This window comes from Pseudomonas sp. A1230, from assembly GCF_044218825.1.
Taxonomy (GTDB): Bacteria; Pseudomonadota; Gammaproteobacteria; order Pseudomonadales; family Pseudomonadaceae; genus Aquipseudomonas; species Aquipseudomonas iridis.
On the sequence record NZ_CP162582.1, the window covers coordinates 6,046,334 to 6,071,194 of the forward strand.

Sequence of the window (24,861 nt, forward strand, 5' to 3'; positions counted from 1 at the left end):
ACAGCATGCGTCGCCCTATGGTAGCTGGTAACTGGAAGATGCACGGTACCCGCGCCAGCGTCGCTGAGCTGATCAATGGCCTTCGTCATCTGGCCTTGCCAAGCGGTGTTGATGTCGCAGTATTCCCGCCTTGCTTGCATATCAATCAAGTGATTGATGGCTTGAAAGGCAAGTCGATTTCGGTCGGCGCGCAGAATTCTGCGGTGGAATCCATGCAAGGTGCGTTGACCGGTGAGATTGCGCCGAGTCAGTTGGTGGATGCAGGTTGTTCCCTGGTGCTTGTCGGGCACTCCGAACGCCGTCAGATAATGGGCGAGCGAGACGGAATGCTGAATCGCAAGTTCGCAGCGGCACAGGCATGTGGCTTGATTCCGGTGTTGTGTATAGGGGAAACCCTTGAGCAGCGCGAAGCCGGTAAAACTCTTGAGGTTGTCGGGCGTCAGCTGGGCAGCATTATTGAGGAGCTGGGTGTAGGTGCTTTTGCCAAGGCGGTAATAGCTTACGAGCCGGTCTGGGCCATTGGTACCGGGCTGACCGCAACGCCGCAGCAGGCTCAGGATGTGCATAAAGCCATTCGTGAGCAGTTGGCGGCAGAGAATTCTGAAGTCGCACGAGGTGTGCGGCTTCTATACGGCGGCAGCGTGAAGGCGGCCAATGCGGTCGAACTGTTCGGCATGCCGGATATCGATGGGGGGCTCATTGGTGGAGCTTCCCTGAATGCAGATGAGTTCGGTGCGATCTGTCGCGCCGCGGGAAACTGAAAAAATGCTGGAAACAGTCGTAGTCGTTTTTCATCTGCTGGGTGCATTGGGCGTAGTTGCTCTGGTTTTGCTGCAGCAGGGTAAGGGTGCGGACGCTGGCGCGTCTTTCGGAGCAGGTGCTTCAAATACTGTCTTCGGAAGCCAAGGTTCCTCTACCTTTCTTAGTAAGTTTACTGCTATACTTGCCGCCGGTTTCTTCATAACCAGCTTGGGGTTAGGTTACTTTGCTAAAGAGAAAGCTCATCAGCTGACTCAAGCAGGTTTGCCAGATCCAGCAGTGTTGGAAGTACCTAAGCAACAACAACCGGCTTCTGATGATGTCCCGGTGCTTCAAGAGCAAAAGTCGGCTTCTCCAGCGACTGACGTACCTCCAGCTCAAGAGCAAAAGTAAGAAGGGTTTCATTGTAGTTTTGCCGAGGTGGTGGAATTGGTAGACACGCAACCTTGAGGTGGTTGTGCCCATAGGGTGTAGGGGTTCGAGTCCCCTTCTCGGTACCAATTAGTCAGGATAGCCCGCTGTTGCGGGCTTTCTTGCAGGTGGAAGGTAGATTGACCCTATAAGGGATCAGTCGTATACTTCCGCCCCAGCTTTGTCGCGGGGTGGAGCAGTCTGGTAGCTCGTCGGGCTCATAACCCGAAGGTCGTCGGTTCAAATCCGGCCCCCGCAACCAGTTTAAAGAGCCCCTTTTAAGGGGCTTTTTGTTAGCTGGACACTTTCAACGCCGCTGTTCGACGGCGTTTCAAGGATGGGCGTTTCGCCCATTTTTTTATTCTGCATAGCATGCACATACATGCACTAGGGGGTTCAGGTGTCGAGCAAGCTAGAAGAGTTGCAGGCCTTGCTGGCCCCGGTGGTCGTGGCCCTAGGCTATGAATGCTGGGGTATTGAGTTTTCGGCTCAAGGTCGTCACTCGATGTTGCGCGTTTATATCGATAAAGAGGGCGGTGTGCTGGTGGACGATTGCGCCATTGTCAGCCGTCAGATCAGCGGTGTCCTGGATGTTGAAGATCCAATCACCGTTGAATACACCCTCGAAGTTTCCTCGCCTGGCATGGAGCGCCCACTGTTCACTATCGAGCAGTTCGCCCAGTTTGTCGGTGCACAAGTGAAGATCAAGCTGCGCTCGCCTTTTGAAGGTCGACGCAACTTTCAGGGCCTTCTGCGCGGTGTAGAAGAACAGGATGTCGTGGTGCAGGTAGATGACCATGAGTTTCTGTTGCCGATCGATATGATCGACAAGGCCAACATTATTCCCAGTTTTGACTGAGACGCGGATCCCGCGGATCCAATGGCTTGCGAAAGGCGAGGCGTACGATGAGCAAAGAAGTACTGCTGGTTGTTGAGTCGGTATCCAATGAAAAGGGCGTACCGGCAAGCGTAATTTTTGAAGCGCTGGAGCTGGCTCTGGCCACTGCTACCAAAAAGCGTTTTGAAGACGAAGTTGACCTGCGTGTGGAAATTAACCGCCACACCGGGGCATACGAAACTTTCCGTCGCTGGACGGTCGTCGAAGAGAATGATCTTGACGATCCGGCTATCGAAACCTGGCCGAGCAAGGTTGCCGAAACGCATCCTGGTGCCAACGTTGGCGACGTCGTTGAAGAAAAAATCGATTCCATCGAGTTCGGCCGCATTGCTGCACAGACTGCCAAGCAAGTCATTGTGCAGAAAGTGCGTGAAGCCGAGCGCGCTCAAGTGGTCGACGCCTATCGCGAACGCCTTGGAGAAATCATCTCCGGCACCGTGAAGAAAGTGACCCGCGACAACGTGATCGTCGATCTGGGCAACAACGCCGAGGCGTTGCTGGCTCGTGAAGACATCATTTCTCGCGAAACCTTCCGTGTCGGCGTGCGTCTGCGTGCGCTGCTCAAGGAAATCCGCACCGAGAACCGCGGCCCGCAGCTGATCCTGTCGCGTACCGCGCCGGAAATGCTGATCGAGCTGTTCCGCATCGAAGTGCCGGAAATTGCTGAAGGTCTGATCGAAGTAATGGCTGCGTCCCGTGACCCGGGTTCGCGTGCCAAGATCGCCGTCCGCTCCAAGGACAAACGCATCGACCCGCAAGGCGCTTGCATCGGTATGCGCGGTTCGCGCGTCCAGGCAGTGTCGGGTGAGTTGGGCGGTGAGCGTGTTGATATCGTCCTGTGGGACGACAACCCGGCTCAGTTCGTGATCAACGCCATGTCCCCGGCCGAGGTTGCGGCAATTATCGTTGACGAAGATGCCCATGCAATGGACATCGCCGTTGGCGCAGACAATCTGGCTCAGGCCATCGGTCGTGGTGGTCAGAACGTGCGTCTGGCAAGCCAGTTGACTGGCTGGACCCTGAACGTGATGACCGAATCGGACATCCAGGCTAAGCAGCAAGCAGAAACCGGCGACATCCTGCGCAACTTCATCGACGAGCTGGAAGTTGACGAAGACCTGGCGCAGGTGCTGGTAGATGAAGGCTTCACCAGCCTGGAAGAGATTGCCTACGTACCGTTGGAAGAAATGCTCAACATCGACGGCTTTGACGAAGATACCGTCAACGAGCTTCGCGCTCGTGCCAAGGATCGTTTGTTGACCAAAGCCATCGCTACTGAGGAAAAGCTGGCAGACGCCCATCCGGCCGAAGACCTGCTCTCGCTTGAGGGTATGGACAAGGATTTGGCGATGGAACTGGCGGTGCGCGGCGTAATTACCCGCGAAGACCTGGCCGAGCAGTCTATTGACGACCTGCTCGACATCGACGGCATTGACGATGATCGTGCCGGCAAGTTGATCATGGCCGCCCGAGCCCATTGGTTCGAGTAATTAGGCGCGGCCTGAGGAGAGAAGTGCATGACGCAAGTCACGGTGAAACAACTGGCCGATGAGGTCAAAACACCGGTAGAGCGCCTGTTGCAGCAGATGCGTGAGGCAGGTCTGCCGCACACCGCCGCCGAAGAAAATGTGACTGACAGTGAGAAGCAATCTTTGCTGACTCACTTGAAAAGCAGCCACAAGGCGAAAGTGGAAGAACCACGCAAGATCACGCTGCAGCGTAAAACCACCAGCACCCTGCGTGTGGCTGGTAGCAAGAGCATCAGCGTTGAAGTTCGCAAAAAGAAAGTTTTCGTACAGCGCAGCCCGGAAGAAATCGAAGCCGAGCGCAAGCGTGAACTGGATGAGCGTCGCGCAGTAGAAAATGCTGCCCGCCAGAAGACTGAGCAAGAAGCCAAGCAGCGCGCCGAAGAAGAAGCACGCCGCAATCCTGGCTCTGCGCAAACCGCGACTAGCGCCGCCGTTGCAGCTCCTGCTGCAGTTGCTGAGCCGGTACGTGAAAGCGCGCCGGTGGTTGCCGCTGCTCCAGCGCCGTCTGCTGACGTTCGTAACAAGCAGAACGAACAGCGCCGTCCGGACAAGCCACGTGCCGACGACAACAATCGTCGCAGTGGCGGTGGTGATGGCGAGCGCAAAAACGCTCCGCATCGCGCATCGGTCAAAGAGAAAGCGCCAGCGCCACGTGTTGCGCCACGTACTACCGACGAAGAAAGCGATGGCTTCCGTCGTGGTGGTCGCGGCAAGGCCAAGCTGAAGAAGCGCAACGCTCACGGTTTCCAGAGCCCAACCGGCCCTGTCGTGCGTGATGTGCAGATCGGCGAGACCATCACTGTTGGCGATCTCGCCAATCAGATGTCGGTCAAGGCCGCTGAAATCATCAAGTTCATGTTCAAACTGGGCACTCCAGCGACCATCAACCAGGTGCTTGATCAGGAAACTGCTCAACTGGTAGCCGAAGAACTGGGCCACAAAGTGACCCTGGTCAGCGACACCGCCCTGGAAGATTCCCTGGCCGAGTCCCTGAAGTTTGAAGGTGAGTCGTTCTCCCGTGCGCCAGTTGTGACCGTAATGGGCCACGTTGACCACGGTAAGACGTCGCTGCTCGACTACATCCGTCGTGCCAAGGTAGCTGCTGGCGAAGCCGGCGGTATCACCCAGCACATCGGTGCGTACCACGTTGAAACCGAACGCGGCATGGTTACCTTCCTCGACACCCCTGGTCACGCCGCGTTTACCGCAATGCGTGCCCGTGGTGCCAAGGCGACCGACATCGTGATCCTGGTAGTTGCAGCGGACGACGGCGTGATGCCGCAGACCATTGAAGCTGTTCAGCACGCGGTAGCCGCTGGCGTTCCACTGGTTGTTGCAGTGAACAAGATCGACAAGCCGGGCGCTGACCTCGATCGCATCCGTAGTGAACTGTCGGTTCACGGCGTGACGTCGGAAGAGTGGGGCGGTGAAACGCCGTTCGTATCGGTTTCGGCGAAACTCGGTACTGGCGTGGACGACCTGCTTGAAGCCGTTCTGCTGCAAGCTGAAGTTCTCGAACTGAAAGCAACTCCGTCGGCTCCAGGTCGTGGTGTTGTGGTTGAATCGCGTCTCGACAAAGGTCGTGGCCCGGTTGCAACCGTTCTGGTGCAAGACGGTACCCTGCGCCAAGGCGACATGGTTCTGGTCGGTTCGAACTATGGCCGCGTGCGTGCCATGCTCGACGAGAACGGCAAGCCAATCAAGGAAGCCGGTCCTTCCATCCCTGTCGAGATTCTCGGCCTGGACGGTACCCCGGACGCTGGCGACGAGATGAGTGTGGTTGCCGACGAGAAGAAAGCCCGTGAAGTGGCTCTGTTCCGTCAAGGCAAGTTCCGCGAAGTCAAACTGGCTCGCGCTCACGCCGGCAAGCTGGAAAACATCTTCGAAAACATGGGTCAGGCAGAGAAGAAGACGCTCAACATCGTCCTCAAATCTGACGTCCGTGGTTCGTTGGAAGCTCTGCAAGGCGCTCTGAATGGCCTGGGCAACGACGAAGTGCAAGTGCGCGTAGTCGGCGGCGGTGTCGGTGGTATCACCGAGTCCGATGCCAACCTGGCACTGGCTTCGAGCGCTGTACTGTTCGGCTTCAACGTGCGTGCCGATGCTGGCGCACGGAAAATCGTCGAGCAGGAAGGTCTGGATATGCGTTACTACAACGTGATCTACGACATCATCGAAGACGTCAAGAAAGCCCTGACCGGTATGCTCGGCAGCGATGTTCGCGAGAACATTCTGGGTGTCGCAGAAGTGCGTGACGTGTTCCGTTCGCCGAAGTTTGGCGCGATCGCAGGCTGCATGGTGATCGAAGGTGTTGTGCACCGTAACCGTCCGATCCGTGTACTGCGTGAAGACATCGTTATCTTCGAAGGCGAGCTGGAATCCCTGCGCCGCTTCAAGGATGACGCTTCCGAAGTACGTGCCGGCATGGAATGCGGTATCGGCGTGAAGAGCTACAACGACGTCAAAGTCGGCGACAAGATCGAAGTCTTCGAGAAGGTTCAGGTTGCTCGCAGCCTCTAACTCGCGCATTTCAAGGGCCACGTCGGGCCGTCGCATGAAAATGCGCGGCACGGCGTCAGGACTCTAAACGCAACGCCCGGTCTGGCTTTTGTCAGGCCGGGCGTTTGCCGCTTTCAGACCTTGCGGGTTTCACCGTGGGGCAGTAACAGGTAACAAATCATGGCAAAAGAATACAGCCGTACCCAACGTATCGGCGATCAGATGCAGCGTGAGCTGGCCCAGCTGATCCGTCGTGAAGTCAAAGATCCGCGCGTCGGCCTGGTGACTATTACCGCAGTGGAAGTCAGCCGTGACGTCGGTCACGCCAAGATTTTCATCACCGTGATGGGGCAGGACAACGCAGAAGACATCGCGCAAAGCATCAAGGTACTGAATGCCGCCGCAGGTTTCCTGCGTATGCAACTGGCCCGCGAAATGAAGCTGCGCAGCGTGCCGCAATTGCACTTCCACTACGACGAATCCGTTGTCCGTGGTGCGCACCTGTCGGCGCTGATCGAGCGCGCTGTTGCTGAAGACAATCAGCACGTTGTCGTTCCAGCACCTGAAGACACCAAGGAGTAACTCGGTGGCTCAGGTCAAACGTATCCGTCGTAACGTCAGCGGCATCATCCTGCTCGACAAGCCGCTGGGGTTCACCTCAAACGCTGCGCTGCAGAAGGTTCGCTGGCTGCTCAACGCCGAGAAAGCCGGGCATACTGGCAGTCTCGACCCACTGGCCACCGGCGTACTGCCGCTGTGCTTCGGTGAGGCCACCAAGTTCTCGCAGTACCTGCTCGATTCCGACAAGGGTTATGAAACCCTGGCGCAGTTGGGCAAGACCACCACCACGGCGGATGCCGAAGGTGAGGTTTTGCAGGAGCGCCCGGTGACCGTTGGTCGCGCCGATGTCGAGGCTGCGTTGCCGAATTTTCGCGGCCAAATCAGTCAGATACCACCGATGTACTCAGCGCTCAAGCGTGATGGTCAGCCGCTGTACAAGCTGGCACGTGCAGGCGAAGTAGTGGAGCGTGAACCGCGTTCTGTTACTATTGCGCGCTTGGAATTACTGGCCTTCGAAGGCGATACTGCGCGGCTTGCGGTGGATTGCAGCAAGGGCACCTATATTCGCACCCTGGTGGAGGATATTGGTGAGCAACTCGGTTGTGGTGCGTACGTCGCAGAATTGCGCCGTACCCAGGCCGGGCCTTTCACCCTGGCGCAGACCGTTACCCTCGAAGAGCTTGAAGCGGTACATGCCGAAGGCGGCAACGAAGCGGTTGACCGCTTCCTGATGCCATCGGACAGCGGCTTGCTGGATTGGCCGCTGCTGCACTTTTCGGAAGCGAGCGCGTTCTACTGGCTCAACGGCCAGCCGGTACGTGCCCCGGATGCTCCGAAGTTCGGCATGGTGCGGGTACAGGATCACAATGGTCGCTTCATCGGTATCGGTGAAGTGAGCGAAGACGGGCGCATCGCGCCACGTCGTTTGATTCGGTCAGAATGACCGAAACCAGCCTGTGTAACAGCAGGCTGGCGAGTGTGGCTGTTAACAGGCACGGTCACGACTCATTTATAGATACAGGGATTTGTCCCTGGCCTGTTGAAGCTGTTTCCCTGAAACAGTTTCCTGATAAAAGGATTGCCTCATGGCTCTCGACGTTCAAGAAAAAGCTCAAATCGTTGCTGACTACCAGCAAGCTGTTGGTGACACTGGTTCGCCAGAAGTGCAAGTTGCACTGCTGACCCACAACATCAACAAGCTGCAGGGTCACTTCAAGGCCAACGGTAAAGATCACCACTCCCGTCGTGGTCTGATCCGCATGGTAAACCAGCGTCGCAAGCTGCTGGACTACCTGAAAGGCAAGGATCTGGGTCGTTATCAGACTCTGATCGGTCGCCTGGGTCTGCGTCGCTAATAAGCGATTGCGCTCTGAGGTTGGTTGTTTGTCAGACGTCCGCGGTTTTCCGCGGGCTTCGGGCAGGCTCCCAGCCTCAAGTTTTATCTGGATACACGTTTTACCCTGGACAGGCGTCGGGCCGATTCCCGGCATTGCCCAAGAATTTCGCAAGAAACCAGTTCCCCAAGAGCCACAAAGAAGGTAGGACACCGTGAACCCGGTAATCAAAAAATTCCAGTTCGGTCAGTCGACCGTTACCCTCGAGACAGGCCGTATTGCCCGTCAAGCCTCCGGCGCAGTGCTGGTTACTGTTGATGACGACGTGACCGTACTGGTGACCGTTGTTGGCGCCAAGCACGCAGACCCAAGCAAAGGCTTCTTTCCTCTTTCCGTTCACTACCAGGAAAAGACTTACGCTGCCGGTAAGATCCCTGGCGGTTTCTTCAAGCGCGAAGGCCGTCCTTCCGAGAAGGAAACCCTGACTTCCCGACTGATCGACCGTCCGATCCGTCCGCTGTTCCCAGAAGGTTTCATGAACGAAGTGCAGGTTGTCTGCACCGTCGTTTCCACCAGCAAAAAGACCGATCCGGACGTCGCTGCGATGATCGGTACTTCGGCTGCCCTGGCTATCTCGGGCATCCCGTTCGACGGTCCGATCGGCGCCGCTCGCGTTGCTTTCCACGAAAGCACCGGCTACCTGCTGAACCCGACTTACGAGCAACAGAAAGCATCGAGCCTGGACATGGTCGTTGCCGGTACCTCGGAAGCCGTGTTGATGGTTGAATCGGAAGCCAAAGAGCTGACCGAAGACCAGATGCTGGGCGCTGTACTGTTTGCTCACGACGAGTTCCAGGTTGTGATCAACGCTGTTAAAGAACTGGCTGCTGAAGCTGCCAAGCCTACCTGGGCCTGGGCTCCACAAGCCGAAGCGACTGAGCTGCTGGGCGCTATCCGCTCCGAGTTCGGCACTGCGATCTCCGACGCCTACACCATCACAGTCAAGGCCGACCGTTATGCTCGCCTGGGCGAGTTGAAGGATCAGGTTGTGGCCAAGCTGTCCGGTGAAGAAGGCCAGCCTTCGTCCAGCGACGTCAAAGCTGCTTTCGGCGAAATCGAATACCGCACCGTTCGCGAAAACATCGTAAACGGCAAGCCACGTATCGACGGTCGCGACACCAAAACCGTACGTCCGCTGAACATCGAAGTCGGCGTTCTGCCGAAGACTCACGGTTCGGCTTTGTTCACCCGTGGTGAAACCCAGGCTCTGGTAGTCGCGACTCTGGGTACTGCCCGTGACGCACAACTGCTGGACACCCTGGAAGGCGAGAAAAAAGACCCGTTCATGCTGCACTACAACTTCCCTCCGTTCTCGGTGGGCGAGTGTGGTCGCATGGGTGGTGCTGGTCGTCGCGAAATCGGTCACGGCCGTCTGGCCCGTCGTTCGATTGCCGCCATGCTGCCTGCCGCTGACGTATTCCCGTACACCATCCGTGTTGTCTCGGAAATCACCGAATCGAACGGTTCGAGCTCGATGGCTTCCGTTTGCGGTGCTTCCCTGGCATTGATGGACGCTGGTGTGCCGATGAAGGCGCCGGTTGCCGGTATCGCCATGGGTCTGGTTAAAGAAGGCGAGAAGTTCGCCATTCTTACCGATATCCTCGGTGACGAAGACCACCTGGGCGACATGGACTTCAAAGTAGCGGGTACCGCCAAAGGTGTGACCGCGCTGCAGATGGACATCAAGATCAAGGGCATCACCGAAGAGATCATGGAAATCGCTCTGGGCCAAGCCCTGGAAGCGCGCCTGAACATCCTCGGCCAGATGAACCAGATCATTGGTCAGTCGCGTAACGAGCTGTCGGAAAATGCTCCGACCATGATCGCGATGAAAATCGACACCGACAAGATCCGTGATGTTATCGGTAAAGGTGGCGCGACCATCCGTGCGATCTGCGAAGAAACCAAGGCTTCGATCGACATCGAAGACGACGGTTCGATCAAGATCTTCGGCGAAACCAAGGAAGCTGCTGAAGCTGCACGTCAGCGCGTTCTGGGCATCACCGCTGAAGCCGAGATCGGCAAGATCTACGTCGGCAAGGTTGAGCGCATCGTCGACTTCGGCGCATTCGTCAACATCCTGCCGGGCAAGGACGGTCTGGTTCACATCTCGATGCTGAGCGACGCTCGCGTTGAGAAAGTGACCGACATCCTGAAAGAAGGCCAGGAAGTGGAAGTGCTGGTACTGGACGTGGACAACCGCGGCCGTATCAAGCTGTCCATCAAAGACGTGGCAGCGGCCAAGGCTTCGGGCGTTTAATCACCCCAAAGCTTTAGCGCAATAAAAATGCCCCGCCGTGAAAACGGCGGGGCATTTTTTTGTCTGTGGAAAACCATAAAAAATCGCAGCCTGCGGTGAGCCGTGCAGGCGCTGCGAACTTTGCGTTTGTGAAAACCGGTGCTAGGTTTATTCCACCGCCCGTGTAGCTCAGCCGGTAGAGCAGCGCACTCGTAACGCGAAGGTCGCAGGTTCGATTCCTGTCTCGGGCACGATCCCCTTTATTTCACCTTGCGGCTCAGATCCTCGACGGTACGTTTGAGCTGGTCCATCGCTCGGTCCTGATCGTTGATCTTCTGCTTCAGGTTCGAAATCTCACTGCTGCTCGAATTGGAGCTTGAGCCACTGTTGCGCTTGAGCTCTTCAACCTGGCGGCCGAGAGTATCCAGCTCACGATCCTGTTCTTTGACCTTGTTCTTCAACTCGTCGAGTTCCTTGCCGCTGGAGCTGGAACTGGAGCCGCTGCTGCGCTTGAGTTCTTCGATCTGGCGCGATTGATCGCTGACGGTGTCACGCATCTTTTTCAGTTCATCGATGCTGATGTCACTTCGGATGACGACGTCTTTGCCGTAATCGTTGTGAATCAGAGGAACCTTGTCGCCATAGGACGGGCTGCTGTTGCTCAACTCAACAGCCATTGCGCTTGCCGGCAACGCCAGAGCGGCGATCAGAGCAGTCGTGGACACAACAGAAGAAATTTTCAAGAAGCTGCGCATCACTGGTTTTCCTTGTGAACAGCGGATGAGTGCCGAAGTGGCACATCGCTATGACTTGGAATCGACATTTATGTTCCGCAGGTCAGCTTTTTGTGAGAGAGATGTAAAGAGCCGTGTAATTCCTCATGCAAACGTCCTATATTCGGTGCCTGCATGAGCATCGCCCTGCAGTTTTCAGATGATCCCGAATGGTTCCGAAGGCCGGACAATCCGCGTCAGAGAGATCCTTGATGATCCAGATCCATCTTCCATTCCTATGATCAGCGAGAACGACATGACCGAATTAACTCAAGAGCAACGCCACGAACAAGCGCTGGAAAAGTACATTCTTGACGTGCCCGATCTGAAGGAGGAGATCAAGGACTTGAGTGCCGATGATCAGAAAGATCAGATCCAGTGGGCGTTCGAAGACGAAGCTGAATCCCAGGGCTTGCAGCCGTGGGAGCTGACGCTCAAGTACACAAGCACGCCGGAGGAGTTCGAGGCCCAGCGTCTTGTTCTACACAAGGAGGCGGCTGAAGTGCTTGGCGTCGAGTGGGAAGAGTACTGCGAGATGAACAATCTCGTCGTTTGACGAGAGCTGCTAGCTCCAAGCCGCAAGCGACAAGTCAAAGCGGAACAGCTTTGGCTTGCAGCTTGCACTTCTGGACTGGCCGCTACTGTTAAAGGCTGAGACGCATCGACAGGTCCACCGCCTTCACATCCTTGGTCATCGCGCCAATCGAGATGTAATCCACCCCGGTTTCGGCGATCGGCAGCAGCGTGTTTTCGTTGATGCCGCCGCTGGCCTCCAGTTTTGCCTTGCCGCCGTTCAGGCGCACGGCTTCGCGCATGTCGTCCAGGCTCAGTTCGTCGAGCATGATGATGTCGGCACCGGCCTCCAGCGCTTCCTTCAGCTCTTGCAGACTTTCCACTTCAATTTCCACAGGTTTGCCCGGGGCAATCTTGTGCGCGGCGGCAATGGCTTGTGCGATCCCACCGCTGGCAGCGATGTGGTTTTCCTTGATCAGAAACGCGTCGTACAAGCCGATGCGGTGGTTGTGGCAACCACCACAGGTCACGGCGTATTTCTGCGCCAGACGCAGGCCTGGCAGGGTCTTGCGGGTGTCGAGCAGCTTGACCTGAGTCTCGCCCACGAAGTCTGCCAAATACTGCGCGCGAGTCGCCACACCGGAAAGCAATTGCAGGAAGTTCAAGGCGCTGCGTTCACCGGTCAATAGCGAACGGGCCGGGCCCTCCAGATGAAACAGTGGCTGATTGGGTTTGACCCGCTGGCCATCGATTACCTGCCAATGCACCGCCACCCTTGGATCGAGCTGGCGAAACACCGCATCGACCCAGGCCGTGCCGCAGATAACGGCGTCGTCGCGGGTGATGATGGTGGCTTTGGCCAGACGTTCGGCCGGGATCAGTTGCGCGGTGATGTCGCCGCTGCCGATGTCTTCGAGCAACGCACGGCGCACGTTGGCTTCGATTTCGGCGGTCAAATCGGCGAGACGTAGATTCGGCATAACGGGCTCCACAAACAAAGTGATTCGATTATAGGGGCATGGCGCGAGCCAACCCAAGGCAAGAACTTGCGTGCCTGGCCGCAGCTGGTCGATTTCTTTGAGTAAACCCCAGCGGGGCGTGGTCAGTTGAGGGTGACTGGGCGGGCATAGGGGAAACCCTGACGGCTATGGCGCTGCGGACATCTTTTGCAAGATAATCCGACTTGTATTTGACGTCATAGGCTTGACGTCTTTTTTTGCTGAAGGGTTGAACCCTGTGGGAGCGAGCTTGCTCGCGAATGTGGGGTATTACTCGCCCGCGATGTCACCGACAGATCGCCTTCGCGAGCAAGCTCGCTCTCACAGGGGCGGTGTCCTGACTCACCGAAAGAATCACCGTTTCAGGAGGCTTGGATGCACAACGACGGGAAAGTGGTGCCTTTGTACAAGGCGTCTGCCGATCAGGCGAATCACTCGCCGCTCGCCCGCCTGCCTGTGATTCTGCTTCAGGTTCGCGACAAGGCTGCCCAGCAACTGCGCCACGGGTTGCAGGAGCTGTTCGATAATGCCGACGACACCCTGTTCGAAATGGCTGACCGGGCACGCAACGACGTTGAGCAGAACATCTTTTTTGAGGCGATGCGCGACTTGCGCCTCAAACGCAAAAACATCGAGCGCGGTTTTCTCGAGCAGTTCTGCGAAGCCTTTGTCGGCCTCACTCAATACCAGCCCGCGCACAACACGCTGCCGCACCCGTTGCTGTTCGAAGACTGCGCGCCTCGCACCGACGACATGGAACGCACCGTCGCCGTGGAGACCATGGTCGGCCGCGTGCTCAAGCGTGATGGCTTCGCCTTGGAGCAACTGACCGCGCGCCTCAACGCATTGCTGGATAATTCCTTTGCCGATCAACACAACCCCCTCGGCCCGGCGCTGCTCTGTGAGTTCTTTTTGCAAGCCGGCCGTAATCTGGGCGTTGAGATCAAGGTCAAGCTGATCCTGCTCAAGCTGTTCGAGCGCTATGTGCTGGCCGACACCGAACAGTTATATTCCGAAGCCAATCAGTTGCTCAGCGCCACCGGCGTGTTGCCCGAGCTGAAACCGGCCCCGGCGCGACGCGCGATTGATCGTGCGGCGGCCAGTATCAGTCGCGAAGAAAGCGCCGAGCCCGTAACGGCGGACGAAAGTGTCCAGGAAGTTTTCGCTGCGTTGCAGGAGTTGCTGCTGAACGTGCGCGGCAGTGTTGCGCCGAGCCTCGAATCAGGCGCCTCTGCCCAGCCGATCAGCACGCGCGACCTGCTGCGCCTGCTCTCGCATTTGCAGCAATATGTGCCAGCGCTGGCGGAGCAGGACGATTTCGACCTGCGTAACCAGCTCGAACAACTGCTGACGCGGGTCAGCGTCAGAACTGGCAAGTCGCGGATCGTCGGAGGCGCTGATGAGGATGTGATCAACCTGATCGCCATGGTCTTCGACTGCATCCTCGAAGACCGCAATCTGCCGGACTCGCTCAAGGCCTTGATCGCCCGATTGCAGATTCCGATGCTCAAGGTCGCGGTACTCGACAAGAGTTTCTTCAGTCGCAGCAGCCACCCGGCGCGGCGTCTGCTCAATGAAATCGCCGATGCGGCCATGGGCTGGGGGGATTGCGACAGCGATGCGCGCGACAGTCTGTATCTGCGCATCGAACAAGTGGTGCAGCGCCTGCTGACCGATTTTGTCGATGATCCGGCGATATTCTCCGAACTGTTGGCTGACTTTCTCGCTTTCACCAGTGATCAGCGTCGGCGCAGCGAACTCCTCGAGCAACGTCTGCGCGATGCGGAAGAGGGGCGGGCGAAAACCGAGCTGGCGCGGCGACGCGTCGAGCATGCGTTGAATCTGGCACTGTTGGGCAAAGTCTTGCCGCCGTCGGTGGTGACCTTCGTGCAGGACGCCTGGAGCAAGGTATTGCTGCTGACCTGCCTCAAACATGGCGACCAGTCCGCCGAATGGCAAGCTGATGTGCAGACCATGGAGCAACTCATCTGGAGTGTTCAGCGCCACGACGATGCTGAGGCTGGTATGCGTCTGCTGGCGCTGGTGCCGGGGTTGCTGAAGTCGCTGCGCGATGGCCTGACCCGCTGCGCATTCGATCCGTTTGCCACCAGCGAATTTTTCTCTGAGCTGGAAACGCTGCATGTGCGCGTGCTCGAGCGAACCGGTGGATCTGCTCAGGCCGAAGCGCCGGCGATGATCAAGGTGTCGCAGCAGATCGTCTTGCCAATGGCGCAAGAGGGTGAAACGACGCTAGCCTCGGCGCGTCTGTCCCATCACGACGTAGGCCAGCAGCAGGTGGCTCAATTGCATCTGGGCAGTTGGGTTGCGTTTCAGGAGGACGAGGACAGCACCCTGCGCTGCAAGCTCGCGGCAATCATAGAAGCGACGGGCAAGTACGTGTTTGTCGACCGTACCGGCATGAAAGTGCTGGAGCGCAGTCGCATCGGCCTGGCTCTTGAGTTCCAGCGTGGAGCGGTGCGTGCGCTGGACGACACTTTGTTGTTCGATCGGGCGCTGGAGTCGGTGTTGGGCAATCTGCGGCGACTCAATCGCGCCAAGTGATCGCGCGCCGGGGGCCGATCACGGCATACTGGGCGCCAACACAGTCGGCGTTGAAGGAATCGGTATGCAGTTGGATCCCGCTAGCGGGTGGTGTCACGGGGTGCAGATTTGCCCATCGCCCAACTTCAATGAGCGCCCTGCGGGCGAAATTTCCCTGTTGGTTATCCACAACATCAGCCTGCCGCCTGCGCAGTTCGCCACCGGCAAGGTGCAGGAATTTTTCCAGAATCGTCTGGATGTCACCGAACATCCCTACTTTGCAGGGATTGCCGACTTACGGGTCTCGGCGCATTTTCTGATAGAACGTGACGGCAAGGTCACCCAGTTTGTCTCCTGTCTTGAGCGGGCGTGGCATGCCGGCGTGTCGATTTTTGAAGGGCGCGAAACCTGTAACGATTTTTCCGTGGGCATTGAGCTCGAAGGCACCGATGATCTGCCGTTCACCGATGCGCAGTATCAGGCGTTGACGGCGCTGACCCGTCAGTTGCAGACAGCATTTCCGGCTATCACCGGCGCCCGCATTTGCGGGCACAGCGACATTGCACCCGGGCGCAAGACCGATCCTGGCCCGGCATTCGACTGGGCGCGTTACCGCGCGGCCCTGGCACAAGAGGAAGGACAATGAGTTTTCTGGTGTTACTGCTGGCGCTCTGGATCGAGAAATTCTCGGCCCTGCGCCATCGGGTTCAACGCGATGGCGGATGGATTCGCGAACTGAACAAACTCGAAACCAGCGAGCGACTGGCCAAACAACCATGGCTGGTACTGACGATTCTGGTGCTGCTGCCGGTGGCGTTGCTGGCCCTGTTGCTGGTGGTGCTGGAGCCGGTTGCGTACGGCTTGCTGGCCCTGCCGGTGCATTTGCTGGTGGTGATTTATAGCCTGGGGCGCGGCGACCTGCTCGGCGGTCTCGGGCCGTTTCGCGATGCCTGGCGGCGCGAGGATCTGCAGGCCGCGGCGCATGTGGCCAAGCGCGATCTGAATATCTGTGCCGACAGCGGCGAGCAATTGCTCGATCGGGTGCAGGAGCATTTGTTGTGGCAGGCCTATCAAAGCTTCTTCGCCGTGATCTTCTGGTATTTCCTGCTCGGTCCGGTGGCGGCATTGGCCTATCGCTTGTTGGCGCTGGCCCAAGAGCACGGTCAGAACCCGGCGCTGGTCGAACGTGCCGCGCAACTGCGCCACGCCTTTGACTGGGTGCCGGTGCGTCTGTTGGCGGCGAGTTTTGCCTTGGTCGGCAACTTCGTTGCGGTCAGCCGGGTGATGCTGCATGAATTGCTGAACTGGAACATCAGCGCTGCGCAACTGATCAACAAGGTCGGGTTGGCGGCGGGAGAGATTCCGCCGCCGACGGTCGGCCCGGAAGGCGTCAACACCCTCGATTGCCTGTGGGAATTGCTGCTGCGGGCGGCGGTGTTGTGGTATGCCGGGTTCGCCTTGTGGACAGTACTGATTCACTGATTCCTGTCTGAAGATCAAAAGATCGCAGCCTGCGGCAGCTCCTACTTTGGGGTCTGTGTTTCCTGGAGGAGCTGCAGAAGGCTGCGATCTTTTTTTTCGTTAACCTTAAGTTACAAAACCTCCCTTCGATTTGAGCTATACAGAGATGGCGCCCGATAGTGGCTATCTGCTGTACCCGCGCGCCTGCCAATAAAAACAAGAAAAACCAAGGGAGACTTCCAGTGAAGAGCTTGCTCTATCCCGCCGTCTCGCTGATGAATCGTCTGAGCTTCGGCATGAAGTTCAGCCTGATCAGCGTGCTGTTTCTGGTGCCGATGCTGGTGACCAATTTCTATCTGGTGCGCGATTCCTATCGTGAATTCCAGGGCACCCGGGTCGAGCTGCAAAGCCTTGATCTGCTCGGCAGCAGCCTGAGCCTGCGCCGCGATCTGGAAACCCTCAACAATCTGGTGCAGATCAACGTCACCCTCGGTCAGTCCGGCAAGGCTGGCAATGTCGAATCGCAGATCACCACTCTCGAACAAGCCGTACTGGCACGCCTGGAAGGCTTGGCGGCAATGACCGACGACCCCGAACAGATCAAGGTGTTCGACGGCAAGCGCGATGAAATGATTGCGGCGTTCAAGGCCCAGCAAGCGGAAAACTCCCTGCAAAGCAAAAGTGCGTTGATCGGAAAATTGTTGGCCAGTGCGCAGATTTTCAGCCAGATCATCACCAGTCAGGCCGGTCTGAGCCGCGACAACCAGGGCGACATCCGTCAACTCAGCGAACTCGTCACCCTGATCACGCCCACTGTGACGCAAACCCTCGGTGAAGGCCGGGCCATGGGCTCGTATTCGCTGGGGCAGGGTTTCCTCAACAGTTCGTCGAGCACCCGTTTTGACGAGTTATTGGTGCAGATCGAAAAGCTCCAGGCCGAATACGCCTTGAAACTGCAGGACGCCCTCGGCTCGAGCAAAGCCGCGCACGAAACGCTCAGCGCTTCGGCTGACATTAGTAAGACCTCGTTGAAGCAGGCGAGCGAACTGTTCGAAGAACAAGTGGTGATGGCCGACACGCTCGATGCACCGTGGCAGGCGTTTTACGACCAGACTACTGCGCTCATCGACAAGACCTATCAGCTCAACGAAGCCACCCTGAAATTCCTCGACACGCAATTACAGCAGCGCCTGACGCAAAACCGCACGCACATGGTCTTGCAGGCTGTGGCGCTGTCAGTGGTGTTTGTGCTGATTTTCTATCTGTATGGCGGCTTTTACGCGTCGACCCGCACCACACTCAAACGCCTCGGCGCGATGATGGACAAGGTCGCGGCTGGCGACATGACCGTCAACTTCAAGGCCAGCAGCCGCGATGAATTAGGTGAGTTGGGCGAAGTGTTCAACGGCACGGTAAAGAAGATTCACGACTTGATTGAACGGGTCGGGCAAACCGTTGGCGAAGTTGAACGCCAGGCCGGGCAAGTGGAAAGTGTGTCGGCGCAAAGCAATCTGGCCGTTGCCGGGCAACGCTCGCAGATCGAACAAGTGGCCACGGCGATGAACCAGATGTCGGCGACATCCCTTGAGGTGGCGCGCAGCGCCGCAGCGGCGGTGAGCAGCGCCCACAGCGTGAATGACGAAACCATCAGCGGTCGTGGTCTGGTCGAGTCGCAGCAGGGCAGCATCGCTGCGTTGGCCAGCGAGATCGATCAGTCAGTGCTGGTGATCAACCAATTGGCCAGTGACAGCCAGGCGATCAGCCGCGTTCTGGAAGTGATCAAGAGTATTGCCGAGCAGACCAATCTGCTGGCGCTCAACGCGGCGATTGAAGCGGCGCGCGCGGGTGAGCAGGGACGCGGTTTTGCGGTGGTGGCGGACGAAGTGCGCACGCTGGCCAAACGCACCCAGCAATCGACCGAAGAAATTGAACAGATGATCGCCAAACTGCACGGCGGCGTGGGTGCGGCGGTCAAGGCGATGGGTGTCAGCCATCAAATGGCCAGCGGCACGGTCGGGCAGTCGGAAAAGGTCCAGCAGGCGCTGGAAAACATCCTCGGCGCCGTCGGAATGATCGTCGATCAGAACCAGCAAATCGCCGCTGCGGTGGAGCAGCAGACGGCGGTGGCCCATGACATTGACCAGAACATTGTCGAGATCAACCGCGCAGGTGAGCGCACGGCGCAAGGTGCGCACCAGACTGAAGACGCCAGCCGCGCACTGTCCGCCCAGGTCGTGGAGCTCAAACAGCTGATCAGCGCCTTTCGGGTTTGAGACGCTCGAATACCTGTGGGAGCGAGCCTGCTCGCGAATGCAATCTGCCGGCGGGATTGTTGTCGTCTGACACACCGACTTCGTGAGCAGGCTCGCTCCCACAAGGGAAAGTGTTTCCAGCTACCAGCCGAACACGGCGCAGCTATTGGCGGTGCTGGCCGCGGCAAGTTGTTGAGGGGAGATATTCATCAGATCGGCGAGCGCTGAGCAAATCGCCGGCAAGTGCGCCGGGCTGTTGCGCACTCCCGGAAACATTGCAGGCGCCATGTCCGGTGAATCGGTTTCCAGCACAATCGAATCCAGTGGCAAATCCGCCAGTACCCGATGCATGCGCAACGCCTGGGGCCAGGTCGGGGCGCCACCGAGGCCGAGTTTGAAACCGAGTTTGATGTATTCCCGTGCTTCCTCACGGCTGCCGGCGAACGCGTGGATGATCCCGGCCCGCTTCAAACGAAAACGCTTGAGCGTGGCAATTACCGCCGCGTGACTGCGGCGCACATGGATCAGCGCCGGCAAATCGAAATCCGCCGCCAGTTGCAGTTGCGCGTCGAACAGCGCCTGCTGCCGCTCGCGGTCCAGCGTTTCGATAAAGTAATCCAGACCAATCTCGCCGACTGCACACAACTGCCGATGGCCGCGTAATCGCGTCAGCCAATCGCCGAGGGTCTGTAAATCCTCGGGGCGATGCTGATCCAGATACACCGGATGCAAACCGAACGCCGCGTACAGATCCGAATCGCCCTGCACCAGATCCCACACCCGCTGCCAGTTCCCTTCATAGACGCCCAGCACCACCATCCGCCGCACCCCAAGGGCGCGGCTTTCGGCCAGCAGCGCCGAGCGATCGGCGTCGAAGTCGGGGAAGTCCAGGTGGGTGTGGCTGTCGATCAGCTCCACGGATCAGTCCCGGTGAATACGCTGCTTGAAGGTCCGCGCAATCGCTTGCACGCCAGGCTGGTATTGCGACTGCTCGACGGCGGCCAATGCCAGTTCCAGCGCCTTGTCGGCGATCAGTTGATGCTGCTGGGCCATGGCGTTGACCGGTAGCGGCAGGAAGTCGAGCAGTTGCGTGTCACCAAACGTGCCGAGGCGCAGCGGCCGCGACTTGAGCGGGAAGTCATGCAGCGCGTCGAACACTCCCTGCAACAACACGTAGGACGTGGTTACCAGCGCATCCGGCAAATGCCCCAGACGTTGCAGGAGTTCTTCCATCAATTGCTTGCCGCAGTCACGACTGAAGGACTCGGCGTGCTCGACCAGCACTTCGCCCTTGAAATCGACGAGGGCCTGTCTGAAACCGGCGGCACGTTCCTGGCTGATGCTCAGTTCCGGGCGGGCGCCGAGCAGCACGATCTGTTTAAGCTGCGGATCGAGCAGGCTCTGGGTCAGGTGCAGACTGGCCTCGCGGTCGTCGCTGATCACCGAACAGAAATGCTCCGGCTCCATGACCCGGTCGATGGCGATGATCGGCAGCCCCTTGGCCTGCAACTGAAGATAGCTGTCATCACCGGGTGGCAGGCAACTGGCAACAATCAGCGCATCACAACGCCGCGCGCGAAACAGTTGCAGCAGTTTGCGCTCGCTGTCCGGCGCATCGTCGGAGCTGGCGATCAGCAACTGATAGCCGCGCGCCCGCGCACCTTGCTCCAGCAGCTTGGCGATCCGCGCGTAGCTGGGGTTTTCCAGATCCGGCAGGATAAAACCCAAAGTGCGGGTATGCCGGCTGCGCAGTCCAGCGGCTTGTGGGTTGGGCGTAAAGCCGTGCAGATCGACCACCGCACGAACTCGCTCGACGGTCGCGGTGCTGATGCGTTGCTGTTCGGCCTTGCCGTTGATGACGTAGCTCGCGGTGGTCACGGATACTCCGGCCAACCGCGCGATATCACTGAGTTTCAACTCGGGATTTCCTTGTTATTTCGAGCATGCCGCGAGATTTTCGCCAATCCTACCCGATAAGGGCAGACGACTTATTGCCTACGCGCATCCGACAAGTTGGACTTCAAGGATGGGACATTATCGAGTAACGTGCCGATCAATCTAGATTAAACGTTTCAGCAAGCGTATTTTCTACGTTTTAGACGCCTTTGGCCGGTTCTGCCGTAAAACCGCCAAAATTGCCCCTGAAAAGGATGGCCGACAGCGCCTAAGCTGCAAACAATTCAAAACAATACCTGGCGCCATAAAACGCCAAAAAGGAGATCGCATGCTCGAGCTCACTATAGAGCAGATATCCATGGGCCAATCGGCTGTGGATAAACCCGCTGCTCTGCAATTGCTGGCCAGTCATCTGGTGGCCGATGGTCTGGTCGCTGACGGATACCTCGCAGGATTGCAGGCGCGTGAGGCCCAGGGCTCGACCTTTCTCGGTCAAGGTATTGCCATTCCCCACGGCACCCCCGAAACCCGCGAGCTGGTTTTTACCACCGGCGTGCGGCTGATGCAGTTCCCCGAGGGTGTCGATTGGGGCGATGGCCAGATCGTTTATCTGGCCATCGGCATTGCCGCCAAATCCGACGAACACTTGCGTCTGCTGCAACTGCTCACCCGTGCACTCGGCGAGACCGATCTGGGCCAGGCCCTGCGTCGCGCCAGTTCTCCTGAAGCGCTGCTCAAACTGCTGCAAGGCGCACCGCAGGAACTGGCGCTCGACGCGCAGATGATCGGCCTCGGCGTTTCCGCTGACGATTTTGAAGAACTGGTCTGGCGTGGTGCGCGTCTGCTGCGCCAGGCAGATTGCGTGAGCAACGGTTTTGCCGCGGTATTGCAGCAAGTCGAAGCGCTGCCATTGGGCGATGGCCTGTGGTGGCTGCACAGCGAGCAAACCGTGAAGCGTCCGGGCCTGGCGTTTGTCACCCCGGATAAACCGATGCGTTACCTCGGTCAGCCACTGAGCGGTCTTTTTTGTCTGGCCAGTCTCGGCGAGGCGCATCAGGCTCTGTTGGAACGCCTGTGTGCGTTGCTCATCGAAGGCCGCGGCCATGAGTTGGGTCGGGCCACCAGCAGCCGTAAAGTCCTTGAAGTGCTCGGCGGTGAGTTGCCGGCCGACTGGCCGAGCGCTCGTATCGCGCTGGCCAATGCCCACGGTTTGCACGCGCGGCCGGCGAAGATCCTCGCGCAACTGGCGAAGAGTTTTGACGGCGAGATTCGCGTGCGCATCGTCGACGGTGACGACAGCGCCGTGTCGGTGAAAAGCCTCAGCAAACTGCTCAGCCTCGGCGCCCGTCGCGGTCAGGTGCTGGAACTGATCGCCGAACCGAGCATCGCCGCCGATGCCTTGCCTGCGCTGCTCGCCGCCATTGAGGAAGGCCTCGGTGAAGAAGTCGAGCCGCTGCCCATCGTGAGCCAGCAGCGCGAAGTCTTCGCCGACATCGCCGAAGTGCTGATCGCTCCGGCGTCCGGTACTCAGTTGCACGCGATCCCCGCCGCGCCGGGTATCGCCATCGGCCCGGCGCATATTCAAGTGCAACAAACCATCGAATACCCGTTGCGTGGCGAATCCGCCGCCGTCGAGCGCGAGCGTCTCAAGCAAGCGCTCAGTGACGTGCGCAACGACATTCAAGGTTTGATCGAACGCAGCAAAGCCAAAGCGATCCGCGAGATTTTCATCACCCACCAGGAAATGCTCGACGACCCGGAACTCACCGATGAAGTCGACACGCGCCTCAAGCAAGGCGAAAGTGCCGAAGCGGCGTGGATGGCGGTGATCGAAGCGGCCGCCAAACAACAGGAATCGCTGCAGGACGCCTTGCTCGCCGAACGTGCGGCGGATTTGCGCGACATCGGTCGTCGCGTGCTGGCGCAGCTGTGCGGCGTGCAGACGCCAAGCGAGCCTGAGCAGCCGTACATTCTGGTGATGGACGAGGTAGGCCCCTCCGACGTCGCACGGCTTGATCCGGCACGCGTGGCAGGGATTCTCACCGCGCGCGGCGGCGCGACCGCACACAGCGCAATCGTCGCCCGTGCCCTCGGCATTCCGGCGCTGGTCGGCGCTGGCGCGGCAGTGCTGTTGCTGGCGCCGGGCACGCCGTTGCTGCTCGACGGACAACGCGGTCGTCTGCATGTCGACGCCGATGCGGCAACGTTGCAACGCGCTGTCGAAGAACGCGACACCCGCGAGCAACGCCTTAAAGCCGCCGCCGAACAACGCCATCAACCGGCGCACACCACCGATGGTCACGCCGTGGAAGTGTTCGCCAACATCGGCGAAAGCGCTGGCGTGATCAGCGCGGTGGAGCAGGGCGCCGAAGGCATTGGTTTGCTGCGCACCGAACTGATTTTCATGGCGCACCCGCAAGCGCCGGACGAAGCCACGCAGGAAGCCGAATATCGCCGCGTCCTCGATGGCCTCGCCGGGCGGCCGCTGGTGGTGCGCACGCTGGATGTTGGCGGCGACAAGCCGCTGCCGTATTGGCCGATCGCCAAGGAAGAAAACCCGTTCCTCGGTGTACGCGGGATTCGCCTGACGTTGCAGCGTCCGCAGATCATGGAAGCGCAGTTGCGCGCCTTGCTGCGGGCCGCGGATAACCGGCCGCTGCGGATCATGTTCCCGATGGTGGGCAGCGTCGACGAATGGCGTCAGGCCCGCGACTTGACCGAGCGCTTGCGCCTGGAAATCCCGGTGGCTGATCTGCAACTGGGGATCATGATCGAAGTGCCATCCGCCGCGTTGCTCGCACCGGTATTGGCCAAAGAAGTCGACTTCTTCAGCGTCGGCACCAACGACCTGACGCAATACACCCTGGCCATCGACCGTGGTCACCCGACGCTGTCGGCACAGGCGGACGGCTTGCATCCGGCGGTACTGCAACTGATCGACATCACCGTGCGTGCGGCTCATGCCCATGGCAAATGGGTTGGCGTGTGCGGCGAATTGGCGGCCGATCCGCTGGCGGTGCCTGTGCTGGTCGGCCTCGGTGTGGATGAACTGAGTGTGTCCGGGCGCAGCATTGCCGAGGTCAAGGCGCGCATCCGCGAACTTAGCCTGACCCAGGCGCAAACCGTTGCTCAACAAGCCCTCAGCGTGGGCAGCGCCAACGAAGTGCGCGCATTAGTGGAGGCCCTGTAATGGCCAAGATTCTCACCCTGACCCTCAACCCGGCGCTGGACCTCACGGTCGAGCTGTCGGTGCTGACGGCCGGTCAGGTCAACCGCAGCGACGAAATGCACACCCATGCTGCCGGCAAAGGCGTGAACGTTGCCCAAGTGCTGGCCGACCTCGGCCATCAACTGACCGTCAGCGGCTTTCTGGGTGAAGACAACCTGCAAGCATTCGAAACGCTGTTCGCCAAACGCGGTTTTGTTGACGCATTCATCCGCGTACCGGGCGAGACGCGCAGCAACATCAAAATCGCTGAGCGCGACGGGCGCATCACCGACATCAACGGCCCGGGGCCGATAGTTGATGCTGCGGCGCAACAGGCGTTGCTCGATCGTCTGGTGCAGATTGCACCGGGGCACGATGCGGTGGTGGTCGCTGGCAGTCTGCCGCGTGGTGTGACTGCGCAGTGGTTGCGTGAACTGATCGAACGGCTGAATCAACTTGGTCTGAGAGTCGCCCTCGACACCAGCGGCGAAGCGTTGCGCGCTGCGTTGCAGGCCAGGCCGTGGCTGATCAAGCCGAACACCGAGGAGCTGGCCGATGCACTCGGTTGCGAAGTGGTTTCCCGCGCGGCCGAGGTCCAAGCGGCGGCGCATCTGCATGCTCAGGGCATCGACCATGTGGTGATCTCCCACGGCGCCGACGGAGTGAACTGGTTCAGCGTCGGCTCGGCGCTGCATGCCTCGCCGCCCAAGGTCAGCGTCGCCAGCACGGTCGGTGCCGGTGACTCGCTGCTGGCCGGCATGCTTCACGGTTTGCTCAGTGCCGACACGCCTGAGCAAACCCTGCGCACGGCCACGGCGATTGCTGCGCTGGCGGTCACGCAGATCGGTTTCGGCATCAACGACGCCGCGCAACTGGCGCAGCTCGAACAGGGCGTGCGCGTGCGCCCCCTGACAGAACAATAAGAGGGT

20 protein-coding genes and 3 tRNA genes are annotated in these 24,861 nt (G+C 59.0%); 19 read left to right on the plus strand and 4 right to left on the minus strand.

All coding sequences use genetic code 11. The features are described 5' to 3' along the window. Nucleotides 1-5 precede the first annotated feature (5 nt). The 12 genes from tpiA (at nucleotide 6) to AB4P97_RS28015 (ending at nucleotide 10,541) form a co-directional block, all read left to right on the plus strand. A complete protein-coding gene (gene tpiA, locus AB4P97_RS27960; protein ID WP_042557591.1) occupies nucleotides 6-761 on the plus strand; it encodes a triose-phosphate isomerase in 756 nt (251 codons plus the stop codon). A 4-nt stretch (nucleotides 762-765) separates the two neighbouring features. Further along, entirely contained in the window at nucleotides 766-1,152 is a 387-nt protein-coding gene (secG, locus tag AB4P97_RS27965) for a preprotein translocase subunit SecG (RefSeq protein WP_042557592.1), read from the plus strand. A gap of 21 nt (nucleotides 1,153-1,173) precedes the next feature. Beyond that, nucleotides 1,174-1,259 (plus strand) — tRNA-Leu (locus AB4P97_RS27970). Nucleotides 1,260-1,355: 96 nt separating this feature from the next. Beyond that, nucleotides 1,356-1,432, plus strand: a tRNA-Met gene (locus AB4P97_RS27975). Nucleotides 1,433-1,570: 138 nt separating this feature from the next. Beyond that, on the plus strand, nucleotides 1,571-2,029 hold the full coding sequence (gene rimP / locus AB4P97_RS27980) for a ribosome maturation factor RimP (protein ID WP_042557593.1): 459 nt from the start codon (nucleotides 1,571-1,573) through the stop codon (nucleotides 2,027-2,029). Between the two features lie 47 nt (nucleotides 2,030-2,076). Then, nucleotides 2,077-3,558, plus strand: a complete 1,482-nt coding sequence (gene nusA, locus AB4P97_RS27985; RefSeq protein WP_042557594.1) for a transcription termination factor NusA — start codon at nucleotides 2,077-2,079, stop codon at nucleotides 3,556-3,558. A gap of 27 nt (nucleotides 3,559-3,585) precedes the next feature. Then, on the plus strand, nucleotides 3,586-6,117 hold the full coding sequence (gene infB / locus AB4P97_RS27990) for a translation initiation factor IF-2 (RefSeq protein ID WP_042557595.1): 2,532 nt from the start codon (nucleotides 3,586-3,588) through the stop codon (nucleotides 6,115-6,117). 159 nt (nucleotides 6,118-6,276) lie between these two features. Beyond that, entirely contained in the window at nucleotides 6,277-6,678 is a 402-nt protein-coding gene (rbfA, locus tag AB4P97_RS27995; protein WP_042557596.1) for a 30S ribosome-binding factor RbfA, read from the plus strand. Between the two features lie 4 nt (nucleotides 6,679-6,682). Beyond that, nucleotides 6,683-7,600 carry a tRNA pseudouridine(55) synthase TruB gene (truB, locus tag AB4P97_RS28000; RefSeq protein WP_042557597.1) on the plus strand — a complete coding sequence of 306 codons (918 nt, stop codon included), beginning with the start codon at nucleotides 6,683-6,685 and terminating at the stop codon, nucleotides 7,598-7,600. A gap of 142 nt (nucleotides 7,601-7,742) precedes the next feature. Beyond that, nucleotides 7,743-8,012 (plus strand): 30S ribosomal protein S15, encoded by a 270-nt coding sequence (gene rpsO / locus AB4P97_RS28005; RefSeq protein ID WP_003177875.1) that lies wholly within the window; start codon nucleotides 7,743-7,745, stop codon nucleotides 8,010-8,012. 193 nt (nucleotides 8,013-8,205) lie between these two features. Further along, on the plus strand, nucleotides 8,206-10,311 hold the full coding sequence (gene pnp, locus AB4P97_RS28010; protein WP_042557598.1) for a polyribonucleotide nucleotidyltransferase: 2,106 nt from the start codon (nucleotides 8,206-8,208) through the stop codon (nucleotides 10,309-10,311). Between the two features lie 157 nt (nucleotides 10,312-10,468). Beyond that, a tRNA-Thr gene (locus AB4P97_RS28015) sits at nucleotides 10,469-10,541 on the plus strand. A 9-nt stretch (nucleotides 10,542-10,550) separates the two neighbouring features. Here the strand turns inward: AB4P97_RS28015 and AB4P97_RS28020 are convergent. After that, entirely contained in the window at nucleotides 10,551-11,045 is a 495-nt protein-coding gene (locus AB4P97_RS28020) for a hypothetical protein (RefSeq protein ID WP_047299741.1), read from the minus strand. Between the two features lie 274 nt (nucleotides 11,046-11,319). Here AB4P97_RS28020 and AB4P97_RS28025 point away from each other — a divergent pair, with 274 nt between their 5' ends. After that, nucleotides 11,320-11,619: a DUF6388 family protein gene (locus AB4P97_RS28025; RefSeq protein WP_042561953.1), complete on the plus strand. Its 300-nt coding sequence runs from the start codon at nucleotides 11,320-11,322 to the stop codon at nucleotides 11,617-11,619. Between the two features lie 88 nt (nucleotides 11,620-11,707). Here AB4P97_RS28025 and nadC read toward each other — a convergent pair whose 3' ends face one another. Further along, nucleotides 11,708-12,556 (minus strand): carboxylating nicotinate-nucleotide diphosphorylase, encoded by an 849-nt coding sequence (nadC, locus tag AB4P97_RS28030; protein ID WP_395601900.1) that lies wholly within the window; start codon nucleotides 12,554-12,556, stop codon nucleotides 11,708-11,710. 393 nt (nucleotides 12,557-12,949) lie between these two features. Between nadC and AB4P97_RS28035 the strand changes: the two genes are divergently transcribed. From AB4P97_RS28035 to AB4P97_RS28050, 4 genes are all read left to right on the plus strand, one after another. Further along, nucleotides 12,950-15,136 carry a DUF1631 domain-containing protein gene (locus AB4P97_RS28035; protein WP_395601901.1) on the plus strand — a complete coding sequence of 729 codons (2,187 nt, stop codon included), beginning with the start codon at nucleotides 12,950-12,952 and terminating at the stop codon, nucleotides 15,134-15,136. 64 nt (nucleotides 15,137-15,200) lie between these two features. After that, the gene (gene ampD, locus AB4P97_RS28040) at nucleotides 15,201-15,761 is read left to right on the plus strand and encodes a 1,6-anhydro-N-acetylmuramyl-L-alanine amidase AmpD (RefSeq protein ID WP_395601902.1); all 561 of its coding nucleotides are present in this window, start codon (nucleotides 15,201-15,203) and stop codon (nucleotides 15,759-15,761) included. Next, entirely contained in the window at nucleotides 15,758-16,597 is an 840-nt protein-coding gene (ampE, locus tag AB4P97_RS28045) for a regulatory signaling modulator protein AmpE (protein WP_042557603.1), read from the plus strand. The genes ampD and ampE overlap by 4 nt, the downstream gene beginning before the upstream one ends. Nucleotides 16,598-16,818: 221 nt before the next feature. Then, nucleotides 16,819-18,849 (plus strand): methyl-accepting chemotaxis protein, encoded by a 2,031-nt coding sequence (locus tag AB4P97_RS28050; RefSeq protein ID WP_210624785.1) that lies wholly within the window; start codon nucleotides 16,819-16,821, stop codon nucleotides 18,847-18,849. 120 nt (nucleotides 18,850-18,969) lie between these two features. Here the strand turns inward: AB4P97_RS28050 and AB4P97_RS28055 are convergent, their stop codons facing one another. After that, the gene (locus tag AB4P97_RS28055; RefSeq protein WP_200611258.1) at nucleotides 18,970-19,746 is read right to left on the minus strand and encodes a TatD family hydrolase; all 777 of its coding nucleotides are present in this window, start codon (nucleotides 19,744-19,746) and stop codon (nucleotides 18,970-18,972) included. A 3-nt stretch (nucleotides 19,747-19,749) separates the two neighbouring features. Further along, a complete protein-coding gene (gene cra, locus AB4P97_RS28060) occupies nucleotides 19,750-20,745 on the minus strand; it encodes a catabolite repressor/activator (protein WP_042557606.1) in 996 nt (331 codons plus the stop codon). Between the two features lie 307 nt (nucleotides 20,746-21,052). On the opposite strand from cra, the gene ptsP reads away from it, so the two are divergent. Both ptsP and pfkB read left to right on the plus strand, forming a co-directional pair. After that, nucleotides 21,053-23,914: a phosphoenolpyruvate--protein phosphotransferase gene (gene ptsP / locus AB4P97_RS28065; protein WP_395601903.1), complete on the plus strand. Its 2,862-nt coding sequence runs from the start codon at nucleotides 21,053-21,055 to the stop codon at nucleotides 23,912-23,914. Beyond that, nucleotides 23,914-24,855 (plus strand): 1-phosphofructokinase, encoded by a 942-nt coding sequence (pfkB, locus tag AB4P97_RS28070; protein ID WP_042557608.1) that lies wholly within the window; start codon nucleotides 23,914-23,916, stop codon nucleotides 24,853-24,855. The genes ptsP and pfkB overlap by 1 nt, the downstream gene beginning before the upstream one ends. Nucleotides 24,856-24,861 lie beyond the last annotated feature (6 nt).